This is a genomic window from Rhizobium sp. NFACC06-2 (assembly GCF_900101425.1).
Taxonomy (GTDB): domain Bacteria; phylum Pseudomonadota; class Alphaproteobacteria; order Rhizobiales; family Rhizobiaceae; genus Agrobacterium; species Agrobacterium leguminum.
In genome coordinates this window covers 87,286-106,384 of the sequence record NZ_FMVA01000016.1, presented here as the reverse complement: position 1 = coordinate 106,384, position 19,099 = coordinate 87,286, and the positions used below count along the sequence as shown (strand labels likewise).

Below are 19,099 nucleotides of genomic sequence, written 5' to 3'. Positions count from 1 at the left end.
TTGCCTCCCTCTGCCAGGGGCGGTTGGCCAGCGGCCATATTGAATGACAATTGCAGGAAATTCATGTGCAGGGGACGTCTTGATCTCTGACAGGGCACCCGTTGCCTGCATTCCGGTTCTCTGCACGCAATTATCGAGCAGCTTTTACGACACAGACCTGACGAAGGAAGCATGATGACACGCGACATCATCCACCTATCAAGTTCCAATTGCCGGTGGCTGCCGAAAACGGGGATCACCTTGGTATCGCTGCGCGTGGCGGCGTTGTCGATCTGCCTCGTCTTTCCCACCGGACACTGGCCGGTTGCGTCCTCGGTTGCTTTCGCCCAGCAGCCCCCGGCAACGCAGTTATCGGTACTGGGCAAAGCCGATGCCGCCCTGTCGGACATTACCGCGAATGTTCTGAAGGCCGATGGTGCGACAGACGCCCGGCAGCGCCTCGCATTTCTCGATGCGGCGCGTGCTGGCATCACACAACTGAAATCGTGGGTGGCGGCGGATTCCGTCGAGGCAAAGACTGCATTGAGCAGACTGGCCTCCGATGGAATCGATGCCGACAGCCTGGTTTCCGCCAGTATCTCCGCATTGCAGGAACAGATGAAGGGCCCTATCGCGGACCCGGAGCAAAGAACCGAGATGCGCGTGCGGATAATTGAACTGATAGAAGCTCTTTCTCTGCCGGAATTGCAGGTCGCCGCCCTGGGAGGCTACGCGGCTCTCGTCGCCAAGGGCGACAAGCCGAATGCCATAAGCCTGATGGAGAAGGCGGCCGACCGTGTCGATCTCATCAAGGACGAGACGGCAAAGAACGCAGCGCTGAACACTCTGGCGCAAACGGCGACGATCATCGATCCTCAAATATCCTCTGTCCTTGCCGACAAGGCGATTTCGCGCATGTGGCCGGCACGCATGCGCGGCTATGCCCGCTACGATCTGGCCTTGCGAATTCTTGTGGGCAAGCAGATCGACGGTAAGCAAGTCAGCGCCGCTGCCACGGATGCCATTGTGGCGCAGAGCGCCGACGCCCTCAAGAAAGACGATCTGGAGTCGGCATTGTTGTGGGCGCTGGCGATCAATCCGGAAGATTCCGAAGCGCGTAAGAAGGCAGTCGACAATGTAGCGGATCAGGTCCTCAGCGAAGGCAAGCTGGAATGGATGCCAGTGCTGGCCACCAGCCTTGCGGACAACAGTGATCAGGAAGATCTGATCGAGAGGATCGTCAAGCAGCGTATCGAGGCCGGGCGTGGACTGGATGCAGCAAAATTGGCGGAATACTTGCCGGAAAGCGCGTTGCGCGCCGAGCTTGATTTCATGCTGGCAACCGTGTTCGCCAAAAACGATCTGGCGAAGATGGCCGATGCTTCCTATGCCAACGGAAACACCGTTCTTGCCGGGCTGTCCGGCCCTGAGCGGGGGGTGGCGGTGGTAGCGGCGGCCGAGAGCGCCATCAGCCTTGAGCGACTGGATGACGCCTTGGCTCTGCTGCAGGAATTGCGTGCGGCGAAGGATGGCGGCAACACGATTGCCAATCTCGCCAAAAGCCTGGCGGATGCCAACAGGCTGAAGGACGCAGAGACGCTGCTTCCCTTTCTCCAGGGCGGCAATGACCGCGACAAGGCCGTTGCCGGTATCGCCCGCGTGAAAGCGCGGGAAGGTGATATCGAGGCGGCCAAGAGTGCGCTCGAACTCATCGCCAATAGCCGTGACAGGGGACGCGTACAGTCCGAGCTGGCGCGAACGCTCGCCAAAAAGGGTGAGACGGATGATGCGAAGGCGGTTGCCCTTTCCATTCAGGACACGGAGTTCCGAATAGAGGCGTTGTTGCGGCTGGCTTCGGTTGCCAATGACAGCAAGGGCAACGGCGATTTCGATGCGCTGGTCGGCGAAGCGGTGAAAGTTGCAGCCGGTGAGGACAAAAGAGATAACCGCGACAAGGGGTATCTGAAGATCGTCGAGGTGCTGACCGATGCGCGCAAGACCGATGCAGCCAAGCAACTGATTGATCGTATTGCTGACGAAAAGATCAAGGCCCGGGCCGCCAGCATGATTGGCAAACGTGCCGCGCTGGATGGCTTCGGTGGTGAGGCATTGACCTATCTTGCGTCATTCGTCGGTGCAAGGGAGGATGAGGCGCTCAAGGCCGATGTTCTGGTTGCGGCCGCGGCAAATCCGGCGATGCTCAAATTCGCATCGGGCCAGGCGACTACACTGAAGGATCACATGTTGCGTGTCCGCACGGCGCGTGCCATCGCGGAGGCCAATTTCCGGTCTCTCGACGTGCGTCATCTCGGTTGGGGCAAAGGGAGCCCGGCCGACCACTTGGCCATGCAACAGGCGCCGAAGCTTCAGGCTGCGGCAGAAGTGACACCTGCTGCCGCGTTCAGCGATGGCAGGCTGACACTTGCACGACAGGAAGGCAGGATGAGCCTTCCCGAGACCTACACCTATCCCGACATTTCCGTGCGTGCCGGCACGGTCCGTGAGAATGTGCCCTTGCCGCAGGCCGGTCATGCTGCCGTTACGCTTGCCAATCTCAGTCCCTATAGCGACAAGTTCATGGAAGATCTGGCTGCGGGCAATACGGGGCTGTCTTTCGCGGCTGAAGCGCAGGGCGTTCCTTATCCGCGCATTATCGTTATTCAGAGTGGTGTCTACACTCTTGGCAGTCTGGCGAGCGAACTGGATGCTGGCGACGGTTTTCCGTTGGTAACCCGCGAAAACGACGTCGTGACACTGCGCGCCCCGGTTCTGGTGGCGGAGGGGGCGACGTTGATCCTGTCTGGACAGGAAGCGGCCGCCTATCGTCTTTCAGCTACGGCCGGCAGTTTCATTTCCGTGGCTGGAACGCTTTACATCCAGGATACGACCGTCACATCCTGGGATGAAGAGACCGGAACACCACGTTACTCGGATAAGGAAAAGCGCCATGTTTTCCGGCCATATATCATCGGCTGGAGCAATTCACGGCTGATGATCGGTGGCTCCGTGCTGGATTCGCTGGGCTACGCGGCGCCCAAATCCTTCGGTCTCGCCTTTTCTGCCGGTCCCAAAACCGTGGCGCAGCGGATAACTGACGCGCGTGCGCCGACAGGGATCGTTGTGGACAATTTCTTCCACAATTTCGAATACGGATTCTATTCCTATGAGGCAGCTGATATCAGCCTCGTCGGCAATGAATATCGCGACAACGTGCTCTACGCGATCGACCCGCATGACCGCTCTCATCGGCTGCTGATTGCCCTCAACACCACCTATGACACCAAGGCCAAACACGGCATCATCGTCTCGCGTGAGGTGAATTTTTCCTGGATCGTTGGCAATGTGTCACACGCAAATGCAGGGTCGGGCTTCATGATCGACCGCAACAGCATCGACAATTTTATTTATGCCAATGTCGCCTTCGACAACAACCAGGATGGCCTGACACTCTTCGAAAGCAGCTGCAATCTGGCGGTGGGCAACCGGTTCTTCGACAATAAGCGTGCGGGCATCAAGATCCGCAACAGTTGGGATGTTGGCGTTCATGGGAACATTCTGGAAAACAACGCTCAGGACGCGATTCACGGTTATATCAGTAACCTGCGGACATCTCCTGCAAACGCATTGCGCGATTTTGAGTTCGATCCCTATCTGCCGCTGACGACCTTTGCGGCCAGCGGCAACCGTATCCATGGAAATGGTGGCGGCATCAAGGTTGATGGTACGTCGGGTTTCAGCCTTTCCGGCAACGACTATCTCAATCAGGTCGGTCGGCTGATCGATGGCGATGGTCGGGCAATGGAAGGCCATATGCTGCGCTTTAACGAGCGCGAAAGCGTGTTGATAACCTCGACCGTGTGCCGACCGAAACGCCCGGAAGCCTATAGCTGCCGTTTCCGCGATGCAGGGTTTTTCAATGGCGACGGTCAATCCGCAATCTTCGCGGAAGACGCAATGACAGACACCTGCACGAATGTTTCAAACTCCGTTCAATACGAGAACTTCAATGGGACGGGAGGCCGAAGCTGATGGCAATATTTTCCGGGATTCCTGGTGCAAATCTCCCTCTGAGACGCTGTATCGTTGTAGCCCTCGGCGTCTGGTTTTGCGCCACTCCGCCGGCAACCGCTGCAACTGGCTATGGCGGTCTTTTCGATGTTGCGGCCCGCAAGGCAGCGATTGTCGCCGATACCTCTGGACGCCTTCGCAAACAATGCCTTGCGATCAAGGCCGACAGCAAATGGCTTGATCTCGAGGTCGTCGAGGGATTTCGTCCAACCGCCGGTTACGGCAGCGATCGTGCCGGCGCCCAGTTCGCCTGGGCCATGATGGTGCTTTCCGGACGCTCGCTTGGCGGTGACGCCGCATCGACCAAGACGCTGCGTAGTCTTCTGAACACCTGGGCGGATCGTGGCGCCTTCGAAAATACGGAGGTTGGGCACGACGCTTATTATGCGCTGAAGCGTGCGCTCATGCCGACCATCACGGCTTTTTCGATCATTCGCGATGAGCTGCCGGACGCGGAACGGTTGAAAATCCAGGCGTGGCTCGATCCGCTGGTTCGCCGCGTCGACCAGACCTTCAACGGTGACGTCGACGTCAACAATCACCGGTATCTGGCCGATAGCGTGCTGATGACATGGGGCGGGATCGTCGGGGATGACGGTCTTTATGAAAAAGGCCGATTGCGCTTTCTCTCCATTCTCGATGAGGCGCGCGCCAATGGCGGACTGCCGCTTGAAACGCGCCGGGGTGCGCGGTCGCTCTGGTATATGCGGCAGTCGCTGACCAGCATGATGGTGATGGCAGAGGTTGCCCGCGGCCACGGCGAAAACCTTTATGCGAAGACATCCGGCGACGCCAGCCCCGTCAAACGGTCGATCTGGACGATTTTCGGTTATTGGCTGAACGGCATCAACGATCCGGTTCTCGTCAATGCCTATGCGGCCGAGAATTACATCCCCGGTCCAAGCCGTGATTATCTTCACCAGGATACGGGTTTTCTCGATAACCGTGGCAATGGCCGCCACTATCTCGCATTCCTCGAAGCTTTGGCCGCCGTTCCGACCGAGAATATCTCCATGCAGCGCGCGATTGCGCTGCTGCAAAAGGATGCGGCTACCGAACGGCCCTTGATCGATGAATTTGTCGGCGGCAACGCCACTTGTTTCTGGGGGAAGTGATGATGAAGCGTCACCTTTTCACCCTCGCTCTTGCTGTTGGGTCCGCGGTTTTGAATGGCTTTCCAGTGTCCGCCGCTGATGCGCAGGTGCCGGGCAGGCTTATCGAAGCCGCGACCGCGCTTTCGCAGCGGAGCGACGGCCAGGGCATGCTGGATTATGCAAGGTTGCTGCGGGCGGGCGTGCCGGTCGATGCGCAAAATCCGTTGCTCGTGCCCGACTTCGGTAAGGCACGGACGGTTCTCGAGGCGGCGCTGACGATCCCCGGCCCACACCAGTTTGAAGCCAAATTGACGCTGGCGAAGATGCTGCTTGCGGGAGAGGGCGGTTCGTTTGATATCAATAGGGCCTTGTCGCTGCTGGAAGAGGCTGGCCGGGCAGGGGTCGCCGAGGCGGCCTATATTGCCGGGCGGACGATGGTTGAGCGACAGTTGGGTGCTGCCGATGCGAAGGCCCGCCTGCAACTGGCTCTGAGGCTCGGTTATGGCGCGGCCGCTTTCGAGTTGGCCGCTCTGGCTGGAACGCCTGAGACCGAAGCACAGTCGATGACCCGCTTCGGCGTCGGGCTGCTTCAGCGGCGTGCGGCGTCTGGCGATGAGCGCGCGGCTTATGACCTTGCGACCTACTACCGGGAAAATGCGAATTCCGATGAGGCGTTGCAAGCGGCACTCGTCTGGTATCGCAATGCCAGCGAGCTTGGGCATAAGCGATCGATCTTTTGGATCGCGCGCTTGCAAATGGATGCCGCGACCAGCCTGTTCAATCCAGCTGAGGCGGCGGATTATCTCGACCGGGCGGCCGAAACCGGCGATATCGAAGCGGCGCAGGAACTGGTCAAGGACTTTGCCGAGAGCGGCGACATCAATGTTGATCAAGCGACCTTCGATAAATGGATGCGGCGCCTTGCCGGCATCAAAGATGCCAAGGCCGTCCTCTATTTCTCCGTTCAGCTGCAGAACACGTTGGAAAACCGCAAGAAGCTTTCCGACGATCTGTTCGCCCAGGTCATGAATGGCGAGGCACGCGATGTGGATGCGCTTCTGCGTATAGGCACGATGTTCCGTGACGGTGATGGCGTTATCGCCGATGCGCGAAGAGCCGTGGATATCTATGGGTTGACGCTGGCGCGCCAGTCCAAGGATGGCACCGTCCTTTTAGCGCAATTGCTTCTCGAAAAGCCTGAGTTGCGAACGAAAGAAAGTCTGACAGCGGCACGCAACGGGCTTGTCGCCACCGCCACCGCCGGCAGCATCAACGCAATCGTGCTGAGGGGTGATTTCAGTCTTCATGGTATCGGCCAGGCGGTCGATATCGACGATGCTATGGCGTGGTATTCGAGAGCGCTTGCTGTGCGGCCGTCGGTTCGTGTGCTGAACAGGCTGGCAGATGCCGCTCTCCTTTCTTCAGATCCGAGCCGAAGAATTTTCGCCATCGGGTGGCTGGAGAAGGCCGATGCCCTTGGCAGCGATGCGGCTATGCTGAAGCTCGGCAAGCTCTACGCGGAAGGGCAGGTCGTTCCGCGCGATGTCGGCAAGGCGACGGAATATCTGGAAAGATCCGCTGCCAGGGGCAGGACGGATGGTCTCATAGAGCTTGCAAATCTGCACATGCGCGTCGGCGGTCCGGATGCGTTTGAGAAAGCACATGCAATTTTCCAGAGGGCGGTCGACAGAGGCGATGTCGAGGCATCTGTCGAGATGGCGCGTTTTCTGAGAGCGAATGGCCGTTTGGAGGAAGCGGTTCCGCTTTTGGAAACGGCGGCGCGAGCCGGGAGTTTCTCTGCGGCGATCGATCTCTTCGATGTTCTTTCGTTGGAAGGTGGAGAGAGCGGCAAGGCAAGAGAGTTTCTGGAACTTGCTGCCAACATTCCGGATCTCTCTTCCGCCGATCGTTTCCTGCTTGCCGGTGCCCTGCTGAAATCGACAGATTCGCTTTTGAGCCTGCAGGGCGCCAACCTCGCCAGGGAGTTGGCAGGTGCGGGATATCCGGGTGCCGCCGCCGTGCTGGCTTCAACTTATCTCGGCGGCGAAAACAGCGAGCGGAATTTCGGAGAGGCACAGCGTGTTCTTGAAGAGGGGATCGCCAATGACGACGTCGAAGCCACCATCATGATGGCTGATCTTCTACTGGACGGCGTTCATACACCCGCCGATCCTTCCAAGGCCTTGTCCTACTACGATCGAGCACTTGCTGTGCAGCCGAAAAACCCGTCGCTCAACCTCAAGCTTGCCCGCGTGTATGCCGATGGCGTTGGCGTCGACATAGACAAGAAGCGCGCCGCCGACTACCTGCAAACGGCAAGCGACGCTGGCAGCCGCTCGGCGCGGCGCGAACTCGGTCTCGCCTATCTCTGGGGTGCGGGAGTGCCGCAGAACGGGGAGCTTGCAAAACAGAATTTGCTGGCGGCGGCAGATGCCGGTTTTGATCGTGCGTGGCACGATCTTGCGGCGCTGGAAAGTTCAGGTTTCGCCGCACCTATCGATCCGGAAGCGGCATTTGCCTTTAATTACAAGGGCGCAAAGCGCGGCGACGCGGCAGCGATGATCGATGTCGGGCTGTCTCTGCTCTCCGGCTTCGGTGTTCCGCATGATGGCGAGGCGGGCATTGGCTGGTTGGAAAAAGCCGCATCGACACGCACGCAAGAAAGTCCGCTCGCCATGTATCGGCTCTATGAGGCGTACAGGTCCGGGCAGGGCGTCGAACGGAACGCGGACAAGGCGAATGAATGGCTGGCTCGGGCAGCCGCAGCCAACAGTCCGTCCGCCATGTTTCAGACGGCGCTCGTCCTTCGCGCTGACAGTTCGCAGGCCCTTCAGGCAGAGGGGCTCCTCTGGCTGAGGCGCGCGCAGGTGCTCAAGCACAATCAGGCCAACAAAATTCTGATGAAGATGGCGGCGGCTGATCCCCGTTTTGAGATACCTAAGATGGAGGTGATCGATGAAAATGAAGAGCCTTGAGGGGTATCATCTACGCAGTACAGCTGAGGTGCGCCGGTTTGCCATTTGCTTCATGAGTGCTTCGTTCGTTTTCGCCGCAACGCCAGCCTTTGCAGGCAAGGCCTGCCCGGATATCGGCAACAAAAAATCGGAGTTCAATCTGGCCGAAGGGCAAGATGGCGTGTTTTTCCGTACCAATACGGATTTTGAAGAGTTTTTTGTCAGAACGTCGGAAACAATGGCCTCGATGCGGGCCATTTCCGATGCCTTGCGCGTCAAGGGAACGGAACTTGTTTTCATACCGCTGCCGTCCCGCGGTATCGTGCAGCAAGCGAAACTCGATGATGGCGACGAGATCCAGGCACGCTACAATGCCCCTGTCGCAGAACAGGAGTTCCGTCACTATGTCGCGCAGTTGCAAAAGAACGGCATCACGACGATAGATGTTCTCAAGGCGATTGACGATCATCAGGCAAGGGGCAATTTCTTCTTTGCCCGGGACCATCACTGGACGTCATCCGGCGCCCGTCTGGTTGCTTCCGCTACTGCCGAAACGATAAGGAAGATTGCCGAGTACCCATCCCTGTCCACTTACAATTTCGAGACCAAGGCTGTCGGCAGTCTCGATTACATCGCGCCCATGGGCCACGAAATTCAGGCCCTGTGTGGGACCACGGTGGAGCCCGAGAAAGAAACGGTCTGGCAGACAACGCGATCGGCAGATGATGCCGGCGATCTTCTGGGGAATGTTGCGGAAGCCTCCGCACCGGTTGCTCTCGTCGGATCCTCTTTCAGCGCAACGCCTGAGTTCAACTTTGCGGGCTTTCTGGCCCAGGAGACCGGTCTGGATATCACGAACTATGCCGAAAACGGGGCGCAGTTCATCTCATCTCTTGCGACTCTCGTGTTCTCCAAAGACTTTCATGACAAGCCGGCTCCCCTGATTATCTGGGAAGCACCGTCATATTATGCCGTGGACCAGACAATGTTCCAGGCATCGCGCCAACTGCTCGCGGCAGTTTATGGCTCCTGCGAGGGCAACAGTAGTATCGCGAACTCTCAGCCGAAGAAAATTGATGGCGAGACGGTGTTGCTTGCCGCCGCAGACCTCAAGGGGCAGCAATATGGAGATGCGTATCTGGAGTTCACCGCCTCACAGGCTGGCCTGAATCAGATGACTGTCACCGTGCGTTATCGCGACGGCGATGAGGATACGCTGACGCTAGGCGGCTTTCCCCGTTTCGTCGACGACGGCACGTTTTATCTGATGCTGAACGACGAGTTTCCGACGCCTATTACGGGTGTGTCCGTCAACGGAAACTTCGGCGACATCACGGTTACCGCACGTCTTTGCCGCGTTCCCGATCAATTCATCAAGAAGCAGGGCTGAAGCAGATGTTTTTGGATGATAGTGCCTTGAAAATAAATCGACGCCGGTTCGTTCGCCTTGTTACCGCTTTTGCAAGCCTGGTGGCCGCAAACCACTCCGCTCTGGCGGCTGGCGACGATGCCGGCATTTATGATGCGGATGTTCCGAAAGACTGGAGCTTCATCCGTATTGCCGCGACCGACCCGTCGGCTGCTGCAACGGCGACTATTGGCGAGAAGCCGTTCAAGATATCTGCAGGCGGGATTTCTGATTATATCGCAAGAGCTCCCGGAAACTACACCCTTCTGGTCAAAGGGCAGTCCACGCCGCTTTCTGTCGGGCAGGGACAATATCTGACGATTCTCGCGGGCGAGAACACGACAGAGCCGGTCGTCGTTGCGGATGTATTTACGTCCGACCCGGCGAAATGTGCGCTTGCGCTCTACAACCTCACGACAATGCCGGTTTCGCTGACGGCGCTTGCCAAACGCTCGCCCGTCATCAAGGCAGTCGCACCGATGAGCGGCGTTTCTCTCGCGGTTAATGCGGTTGCAATCGATCTGAACGTCGAGATTTCAGAGGCGATTGTCAGGACTTTCGAAAAAACGACGCTGAAGCGCCGTTCGGTGACGTCCATCTTCGTTCTGGGCAGCGGGCCGGACGATATCGTTCTCACATCCGTTTCGGCGAAAGCCTGAGGGGGAGAAAAAAGATGAGAGGGATCAGGTACATGACGACATTAAAAAACATGGCATCTCTTCTCTCCGCTCGGCGGGAAAAGACGAGGTTTGGCGCCGGCCTGTTGTTTGTCGCGCTGGTGTTTGCGGTGCAGCCCGTGCAGGCGCAGACGACCTTGCCGTTGCAGGATGGCCTTATGCCTAGTCCTGACTTCGACTACGCGCCGATCTGCAAGGTCAGGGCGCAACAGCGTAATCTTTCCTTCGACTGGAACAAGTGGGACGGCGGGCCGGTTTCGGGCAATCTGGACGACATGCTGCTGGACGCGCAGGCTTATATCGGCGGAACCGGCAATGCCCCGCGTGACAGGGTGCTTGCGCGCCGTATGCTCGAATATCTGAAAAACGCCAATTATGAACTAGCTGGCCGTGCCTCACACACATTGGGTCGCCTGATGTTCGACGCAACGTCAGGATCGCCCGATCTTGGCCGAGGTCTCGCGCTCCAGGACGAGGCAATAGCGCGTGGCTTCATGGAAGGGGCGACCTTTCTGGGGCGTCTTTATGCTACCGGCGATGTGGTGCCGCAGGACAAATTAAAGGGCGAAAAATACCTCAAAATGGGTGCGCAAAACGGTGATCCGGATGCGGCTCTGTTGCTTGCACGGCTATATCGCAACAATCCGGATCTGGCGCCGTCGGAGAATGCGCCTCAGCTTCTTTTCAATCAGGCGATCGACAGACTCAGCCAGTCGCTCGGCGCTGGGGAATGTGACGTTCTTAACCTGTTCTCCGGCATTTATGCCAATGAAGAATTCGGCCTTTATAATCCACAGCTCTCCGCCAAGTGGCTTATGGCTGCCGCGAAAGCCGGAAATTTCGTTGCGATCGAACGTCTGTCACAGCGTTACGTTATCGGCGACGGCGTTCCGGTGGATAGCAACAAGGCGGTGGAACTCCTGGAAACCGCTGCTGCGAAAGGACACACCGGTAGCCGTATTTCCCTTGCTCGCCTGTTGCTGGCAAACCTCGATCTCAAGGACGCCCTTCCAAAGGCGACACAGGCGCTCAAACAGGAGGCTCAGCGCGGAAATGTACGCGCTTTGGAACTTTTGGCGCAGATCGCCCACGGAGATTTTGGCGGGAAGCCTGACTATGTCGCCATGGTGGGCTATCTCGAGAAAGCCGCGCGCAATCCTGTGGTTGATACGGATATCCTAAAGCAGTTGGGCAGTGCTTATGCCAGCGGCACCGGAACGGCGCGCAATACGGAAAAGGCCGTGGAATATCTGACGCGTGCAGTCGCTCTGGGATCTGATACGGCGGCTCTTGAGCTCTACCAGCTGATGGTCGACAGCACGCATAATATTTCAAAAAGCGTCAATCCGGTTGCGATATTACGGCGCGCCGCCAATAACGGCTTGAGTGAAGCGATGGCCACACTGGCAGACGCCTATAGCTGCGGCATCGGTGTCGAACGCAACGTCGATATCGGGCGACGCTGGCAGGAGCGAGCCGCTGCCGCGGGTAACCGCCCCAGCCTGATCGCCGTCGCCAGACAGGCGCTGGCCGAGCAATCCGCAGATGATGGAAAGCTCATGTATTTCCGCAATATTCGTCGGGCGGCCGCTCTTGGGGATCGGCGGGCGATGGTTCTCCTGTCGTTGGCCTACCGTGACGGCACCGGCACGGCTGTTGATACCCGTGAGGCCGGCCAGTGGTACGAAAAGGCATTGGCGGCGGGTCAGGAACGCGGTCAGGCGCTGGTTCTGCTGGCACGATTGCAGCTTTCATCTGAAAACGCCGACAAGGCGAACGCGAAGGCGGCGGTCGAACTTCTCAGAGATGGTTTGTCAACGGGCGATACTTCGGTGCGCTATGATCTCGCCAAGCTGTATCTGAAGGGGGCGGCGGGTTTCACTCCTCAACCCGAGGAAGGTATCAAACTTCTTGTCGAAGCCGCACGTTTGGGTCACACGGCTTCGATGATCCAGCTTGCCGATCTCGGCGTGGACACAAAGACCGGCGGTGGCAGGGCAGCCGATCTCTGGTTGAGGCAGGCCGTCGATGCCGGCGATATCCGCGCGATACTCAAAACAGCCGACCGTGCGAGCGACCAGACATCGCGCCGCGCCATGTTCGACATGGCCCTGAAACAACCGCTATGCAGCGCCAAAGATGAGGTTGCGCTGGCTGATGCAATATCGCGGGATGCCAATTACGCGATACAGACCCGCAGCCTGGTCGACCGTGCGATTGCTTCCGAAACGGACGACGCCAGCACGCTTTATCACCTCGCAAACCTGCTCAACGACGACAAACGCGGCGTTGCCAACCCCGAACTGGCGCTTGCGACGATGGTCAAGGCTGCGGAGGCCGGCAAGGTGGAAGCGATGCGTGAAGCCGGTCGCATGTACCTGCTGCCACACCACGCCGATCCGCGGCAGGCGACGCGGTGGTTGCTTGCTGCGGTTCGCGCTGGAGACGACGGCGCTTTGAAGACGCTCGTCGAGCAGCTGGTGGGTGACGAAACGCCGAAGGCGCCGACAAATCCGTCAATCGTCGCTGAAGCCTTGCCCGCACTTGAAGATGCCGCGAAAGCAGGGTCCGGTAATGCCATTCAGGCCTTGGCGCGCGTTCTTTCGACATTGGCGAAAGAGGACGAGTCCTATTCAGACAAGGCCAGGGTCTGGATGATAAATGCCGCTGAAACGGGCGACGGCGCCGCTATGGTGACGGTTGCCGATGCTTTTGCGACCGGCACCAGTGGCTTTCCGCTTTCGGCCGCCGACAGTACGGGTTGGCTCGCGCGGGCGGCTATGTCCGGTTATCGCCAGGCATTCGAACCTTACGCCATTGCACTGCAGATTGGTTACGGCGTCCCCTCCGATCCGAAGGAAGCGGAACGGTGGTTGGGTAAGGCTGCAACCATCACTCAATAGCAAAGCCTCCGTCACGACATCCGGATGGTGGAGAAAGGACTGCTCGATGAAACTTTCTGTCATTTTCACCCTGATTACGGTCTTGCCGATTGCGACGACCATGGTTCAGGCTGCAGGAAAGAGCAATGTGCCCGTTCCAAAGGCGCGCGCGACAGTCACCGTCGGCCCGCAGGCTTTGCCGGAAACGCGCCCACCCTCGCTTGAAGCGGCAAAAAAGCTTCCTGTCGCGAGACAGCTGGAAATCGCCGCGGCCGCCCTGAAAGAATCTCGCAGCGATCTTCATAACCCTGACCTCGGTTTTTCCCTTCTGATATCGGCGGCCCCCAGGAGCCGCGAGGCGGTGCGCCTGCTGGCCAAGGGGATCGTCAACAACGACTATTCGTTTGGCGCCAATACCGGCAAGGTGATGAACCTGCTGGCGAGGGAGGCCATGCGCGGGTCTTCCAGCTGCGTCATCGCTTGGGCGCGCATGCACCAGCTCGGCATTGATGTTCCCAAAAATGATACCCTTGCCTACAAATGGTACAGGTGGGCAGCGCTGGTGGGCAATCTCCGCGGCATTGAGGAGACCTCGCTTGCCTTGCTGGAAGGGCGCGGCGTCACCAGGAATGTGAATGAGGCAATTGCCTTGCTGGACAAGTTGCAGCCGGCGCGGCGCGGCGCCCGTTATGTCGAAACCGCATCCCTGCTCATGCAAAACGCCGACGCCGACGCAACGGTACATGCCGAGAGGCTTCTGCTCTCGGCGATCGATCTGGCGCCGCAGCAAAGTCTTTCCGCCGCCAAGAAACTTTCCGACAGTCGGTTCAGCGCGACGGCACGGGAAAAGGCGCAGGCGATCATCGCCGCTGCGCCAAAGGGCGGTCCTATTTCAGAAGAAGGCAAGATCGCCCGCGCCCGGTGGAACAGCAACGATCCGGCCGAAATCCGGAAGGGTGTGGACATGTTTGCCGAGGCTGCCGAGGCGGGCGATGAAGAAAACGTTCCTTTTCTGGCCAAGGCGTTGAACCGTTCTGGCGTACCGGCGACCATGCATGAGCGAATTCTGCAGATTCTCGAACCCTATGCCGACCGGGGAAATATGGAGGCCATCCGTGCGGTCTCCGAGGCCTATTTCGTAGGTCGTGGTACGAGCCGATCGTTTGAAAAGGCCGCCGCCTATCGAAAACTGGCTGCAACGCAGGGAGATAGCGAGGCGCAATATCTCCTCGGCCTGATGTATGCCCAGGCGACCGGCGTCGTCAAGGATATCGGACAGGCCAAATATTGGCTGACCCAGTCGGCCGATGGCGGCTACCTTTTGGCGCGATCCGCGCTTATCTCACTAGATGGCATGGCGAGGTAGACGATGATCGTGTCGCCGGTGTCATCCCTGTTGGAGGTCGCGTTTAAGCGTATCCAGCCTCAGATGGGCAGGGTAGCTGTCTTCACGCGGCGGCTTGATTTGCTGTTTCATGGTCGCCGCTTCGAACAGCGTGGCGTCGTCAACACCCTTCAACGCGGCTTTGGCCAGTCGCTCGAGAGATCCGGAGCAAATCCCATCGAGTGGTTGGCCAATCTTCCGGAACGTTACGAATGTGCCAGCCAGCGGCCGAAAAGCATAGATATGGTAGTTGCGCGCAAGCGCTCCCCTTTGTATTTCAAGCGGCAGAGTGCCGTCTTCGGTGACCTGGCACACGCCGATCCGATAGGACTGGCGCGCCCAGTCGATCTTGTTTTGGTCTCCGGTCAGGCTGCCGACTGTGGCAAGGGCAAGTGCCGCCCAATAGCGATGGTTGTTGCGGGCGCTTCTCGGGCCGGCTTCGACGTCGAAAAACACCATGGTGTCGTTTGCCATGATGGTCAGCCAATCCGTTATGGGCTTTTGTCTGTCGAGATCGCCTGCAACACCCCAGGTGGCGACGAGACCGGATATTTCTGCAAGCACGCGAGCGCGGGTGAGTTTGGCGTCGGGCGTTGCGGCGTCGATCAGGGCCTGGGAGGTGGCCCATTGGTGAAGGACACGCATGGCGCATCCAGCTCCAAAGCGCGTCTCAATGTTTTCCAGCTCGAGAATAGAACGCCAGATGGGCTTGAAAACGGCGATATGGGAGGCATCCTGCCGCTCGTTCTCCATCGCGTCTTGGGGAAGATATTTAGAGCTCGTGGCAATTTTTTGCGGCGGGGTTTTGACTTGGGAAACCGCCACGTCGCAACTCATGCCGGTTTCCCCCTTGCCGTTCGAGATCGTTGTGCCGCCGGATCTTTCCAGTTTCACCTGAACGGTCGGTGCGCGTACAGGCGAGGTGTCCGGTTTGAGGATTTGCTGTGTGGCTTCATTTGAGCCTGAATCGTTACCGACGCCCAGCATGGGCAAGCTGAACAGAAAGGAGGCGGAAAAGGCAATCAACGCAAAACGCAACATGGCTCACTTCCCGACAAGGAAAGCTGCCATTGAAGCAGATTCAAGGAAACGTCCGGTTAATGAGGCGGATCGATTGGCGCGCGTAAGCAACGGGTGACTAAATAGTTGCGAATATTATTAAATTTCGTATTTATTTGCATTTCTCGTTAAATATTTGTTGACTACATTGTGTATTCGTATTTAATGTTATTGTAATTAATAGCGAAGCTGGCACGGTCATATCATTCGTTGTTCGCCGTTTGTTTTGCCTTCATATATGTTTATTTGAAATTTTGCCAATTTGGCTGTTTTCGGTAATACATGCATTTTTTTGTTCATTCATATGAATACGTTGTCATGTTTCGTTAAATTTGTTGCCGTTTGCTCTTTTGCTTTCGGCGAAGCACTTTTGCGATAAAATATAAGTTTTATGTTGCCAGCGGGTTCTGTCGAGCCTGATCCTGCATTGCTTTTGATCGCCTCCCTCCTGCCCGGTCCGGTGGCGCGTCTATTCTGAATTTACAGAATTTTCCCATGGTTATTTAAGTATTTCCTTAGTTGCTTTCAGGGGTTCACATGACCAAAATTGATATTAACGTCAGTGCAATGGGTCTCAGGGTCAGTGTTTTCGGGGCCGGTTATGTCGGTTGCGTGTCGGCCGCCTGTCTGAGCAACGACGGTTTCCGCGTCGTGGCGGTCGATCCTGATAGTTTCAAGGTTTCGTGCCTTGCCCGTGGCGAAGCGCCGATCATTGAACCAGACCTTGCCGAGTTCCTGGAAAAGGCAAACCTCAACGGCATGCTGACCGCGACAACTTCCGCGGAAGAAGCGGTCGAAATGACGAATGTGTCGCTCTGCTGCGTGGGTACGCCCAGCCTTCTCGACGGTACACTCAATACCGACTACGTGCGTCAGGTCTCTTTTGAGATCGGCAGGGCCTTGCGCAATAAAAGCGAATTCCACGTTGTCGTCATGCGTTCCACCATCCTGCCCGGCACGATGGAGGAGGTTGTCATACCGGCGCTCGAAGAGGCGTCCGGAAAAATCGCTGGAGTGGATTTCGGCGTCGCCTACTATCCCGAATTCCTGCGCGAGAGTTCGGCGATTGCGGATTACTACAGGCCAGGCGCCATCGTTTTCGGTCAGTATGGTGATGATACGCGCTCGATCGACGTTCTTAAGGCAATGGTCGCCCATATTAGCGTCGTTCCACATGTTATTCCGCTGCGGAGCGCCGAGATCGTCAAATACGTCAACAACTGCTGGCACGCGGTAAAGATCAGCTTTGCCAACGAGATTGGCAATCTCTGCAAGGCCAAGGATATCGACAGCCATGTGGTCATGGATGTCGTGTGCGCGGATACCCGCCTGAATATTTCAAAGGCCTATATGAAACCGGGCTTTGCTTACGGGGGCTCGTGCCTTCCCAAGGATCTGCGAGCTCTGTCCGGCTTCGGACGGCGAATGAACGTTGCAACACCGATGCTTGACGCCGCAAAGGCGGCAAATCTGGTGCAGATCGACCGCGCGAAACAGCTCATCTCCGATGCGCGCAAGGATCGCATCGGCTTCATCGGCATTACGTTCAAGACCGACACTGATGATATGCGCGAAAGCCCGATGCTGAGCCTTGTCGAGAATTTTATCGGCAACGGCAAAGAAGTGTCGATCTTCGATCCAAACGTTGTGAGGGATGAAAGCGAAGGCCGTAACTATCTGCGCCATATTGCGCCACGTGTCCGGCCGTCGATCAATGATGTCATCGACAATGCTGATATTCTGGTTGTCGGCCACAAATATGCGGGTCTGACCGGGGCGATCGAAGCGGCCGGCAGACCGCTCGTGGTGGTGGATCTTGCGCGTGTCGAGGTGCCAAACCGCAGCGGTCAAATTGTCTATCACGGACTTTGTTGGTGAGTTGGCGACAGCGCGGGCCGATTTCTTGCGAAAATATATTTTATGGTTTTGTGAGGGTTTTATATGCGTCAGGATTTGATCGCTGTTGCAGGCGAGAGCACTCGGATCGTTCCGGCCATCATGATCGGTGGGTCCGGAACCCGGCTTTGGCCTCTGTCCCGCTCGAACAAACCTAAGCAGTTTCTGACGCTGGGTGGCGACGGGCAGGACAGTTTTTTCCAGCAGGCGCTGCGCCGTTTTGCCGTACCCGGATATAGTCTGCCATGGTTGATGTGTGCACGCGACACATTGGTTCATGCGGAAGAGCAAGTCGCCAGCGGTGGATTTTCCGTTGACGGACTTATCGTTGAACCTTCGATGCAGGGAACGGCGGCGGCGATCGCCGCGCTGACTGTCACCATCTCGCGCATCGATGCGGCGGGACGCAACGCCGTTCTTCTCGTCGCCCCTTCGGATCATATCATTGCGGAACCCGAAATCTTCAACAGGATTGTCGCAGACGCGCTCCCGATCGCACGTTTTGCCGATCGTATTGTGACCTTCGGCATTAAGCCTGAGCATCCTGAAACCGGCTTTGGTTACATCCGCCCGGGCGAGGCAATCGAAATAGACGGGGAAGTCAGGGGATACGCCATCGGTGCTGGCGATTTTCTGGAAAAACCGTCGCTTGAAAATGCCAGGCGTTACGTGGAGGAGGGTTTTTGCTGGAACGCCGGCATCTTTATGTTCCGGGCTGGCGTGATGCTGGAAGAACTGGCGCGTCATGCGCCGGAAACCCTGCGGGCGGCCGAAGAGGCGTTTGAAAATGCCGCCATCGACATGTTCGATGACATACACGCGATCATGCTGGAAGCTTCGGCGTTTCGCGCTTCGCCAGCAGATGTTCCAATCGACACGGCGATCATGGAACGTACGTCACGTGGTGCGGTGGTGCGCTGCGAAGGCATCGGCTGGTCCGACATCGGCTGTCTTTCGGCCCTGTATGAGATCGACCGCAACAAGGATGCCAACGGCAACGCCCTTTCCGGGCCGGTGCTGTCGATCGGCTCCAGCAATACCCTTGCTTATGCGCGCGGTGGCAGAAAGGTTGTCCTGATCGGGCTTGAAGACATGATTGTGATCGATGACGAGGATGCCGTGCTCGTGACGACGATGTCACTGGCGCAGAAGGTCAAGGATGCCGTCAATCTTCTCAAGCTGAACAAGATGCCGGAATCGCGCGCCACGCGAGAGCAACTATATGGCTGGGGAAAGGTCCGGCTGCTGAGCGATGAGGGCGACCTGTCCGTATTTACGGTGACATTGCGCAGCAACGCCACGATTGCGCTGCGCATTCCCGATGGCTATTGGGAAAACTGGGCGGTATCGGCCGGCAGGATCGACATCATCCTCAGTGGCTTCGTTCGCCATCTGGTGCCGATGGCCAGCCTTTCGCCGACAGAAGGCGAGATTTTGTCTCTCTATAACGGCACGGCCAGAGAAACCACCATCGTCGTCACCCGGCAGCGCAGCTCCGGGCGGAATTTGGCCGTCGCGCCGCAGAGTTTCACCGCAGACACGGTTCTCGACCTTATTCCCGTCGAGGCAGATGTGTCAGCCTTCGATCTCAACATGGTGCCGGAAAGCACCCTTAATGACGAGCCCCATGCCGCCAATTGACGAGGCTTTGCGGCACGCCGGGTAACGCATATTTTGTGCAATAACAGCAGCAGGCGA

General features: G+C 57.7%; 10 protein-coding genes. 9 read left to right on the top strand and 1 reads right to left on the bottom strand.

Annotation, left to right across the window (positions count from 1 at the left end; translation table 11 throughout):
• The first annotated feature begins 174 nt into the window (after window positions 1–174).
• Genes F3H58_RS22330 through F3H58_RS22300 form a run of 7 tightly spaced genes read left to right on the top strand, consistent with a single transcriptional unit; the run spans window position 175 to window position 14,428 of the window.
• On the top strand, window positions 175–4,008 hold the full coding sequence (locus F3H58_RS22330) for a right-handed parallel beta-helix repeat-containing protein (protein ID WP_188129031.1): 3,834 nt from the start codon (window positions 175–177) through the stop codon (window positions 4,006–4,008).
• On the top strand, window positions 4,008–5,162 hold the full coding sequence (locus F3H58_RS22325) for an alginate lyase family protein (RefSeq protein ID WP_149743815.1): 1,155 nt from the start codon (window positions 4,008–4,010) through the stop codon (window positions 5,160–5,162). The genes F3H58_RS22330 and F3H58_RS22325 overlap by 1 nt, the downstream gene beginning before the upstream one ends.
• Before the next feature lie 2 nt (window positions 5,163–5,164).
• On the top strand, window positions 5,165–8,116 hold the full coding sequence (locus F3H58_RS22320; protein ID WP_188129030.1) for a tetratricopeptide repeat protein: 2,952 nt from the start codon (window positions 5,165–5,167) through the stop codon (window positions 8,114–8,116).
• Window positions 8,097–9,485, top strand: coding sequence for an alginate O-acetyltransferase (locus F3H58_RS22315; protein WP_149743813.1), 1,389 nt, complete (start codon window positions 8,097–8,099; stop codon window positions 9,483–9,485). The genes F3H58_RS22320 and F3H58_RS22315 overlap by 20 nt, the downstream gene beginning before the upstream one ends.
• A 26-nt stretch (window positions 9,486–9,511) precedes the next feature.
• Window positions 9,512–10,162, top strand: coding sequence for an alginate O-acetyltransferase AlgF (locus F3H58_RS22310; protein ID WP_188129029.1), 651 nt, complete (start codon window positions 9,512–9,514; stop codon window positions 10,160–10,162).
• Window positions 10,163–10,194: 32 nt separating this feature from the next.
• Complete coding sequence (locus F3H58_RS22305; RefSeq protein WP_188129028.1) at window positions 10,195–13,083, top strand: tetratricopeptide repeat protein; 2,889 nt, start codon at window positions 10,195–10,197, stop codon at window positions 13,081–13,083.
• A 46-nt stretch (window positions 13,084–13,129) separates the two neighbouring features.
• Window positions 13,130–14,428: a tetratricopeptide repeat protein gene (locus tag F3H58_RS22300; RefSeq protein WP_149743810.1), complete on the top strand. Its 1,299-nt coding sequence runs from the start codon at window positions 13,130–13,132 to the stop codon at window positions 14,426–14,428.
• 21 nt (window positions 14,429–14,449) lie between these two features.
• Here the strand turns inward: F3H58_RS22300 and F3H58_RS22295 are convergent, their stop codons facing one another.
• Complete coding sequence (locus F3H58_RS22295) at window positions 14,450–15,487, bottom strand: alginate lyase family protein (protein ID WP_149743809.1); 1,038 nt, start codon at window positions 15,485–15,487, stop codon at window positions 14,450–14,452.
• A gap of 555 nt (window positions 15,488–16,042) precedes the next feature.
• Here F3H58_RS22295 and F3H58_RS22290 point away from each other — a divergent pair.
• A complete protein-coding gene (locus F3H58_RS22290; RefSeq protein WP_149743808.1) occupies window positions 16,043–17,383 on the top strand; it encodes a nucleotide sugar dehydrogenase in 1,341 nt (446 codons plus the stop codon).
• Between the two features lie 63 nt (window positions 17,384–17,446).
• Window positions 17,447–19,042: a mannose-1-phosphate guanylyltransferase gene (locus tag F3H58_RS22285; RefSeq protein ID WP_149743807.1), complete on the top strand. Its 1,596-nt coding sequence runs from the start codon at window positions 17,447–17,449 to the stop codon at window positions 19,040–19,042.
• The last annotated feature ends 57 nt before the right edge of the window (window positions 19,043–19,099 follow it).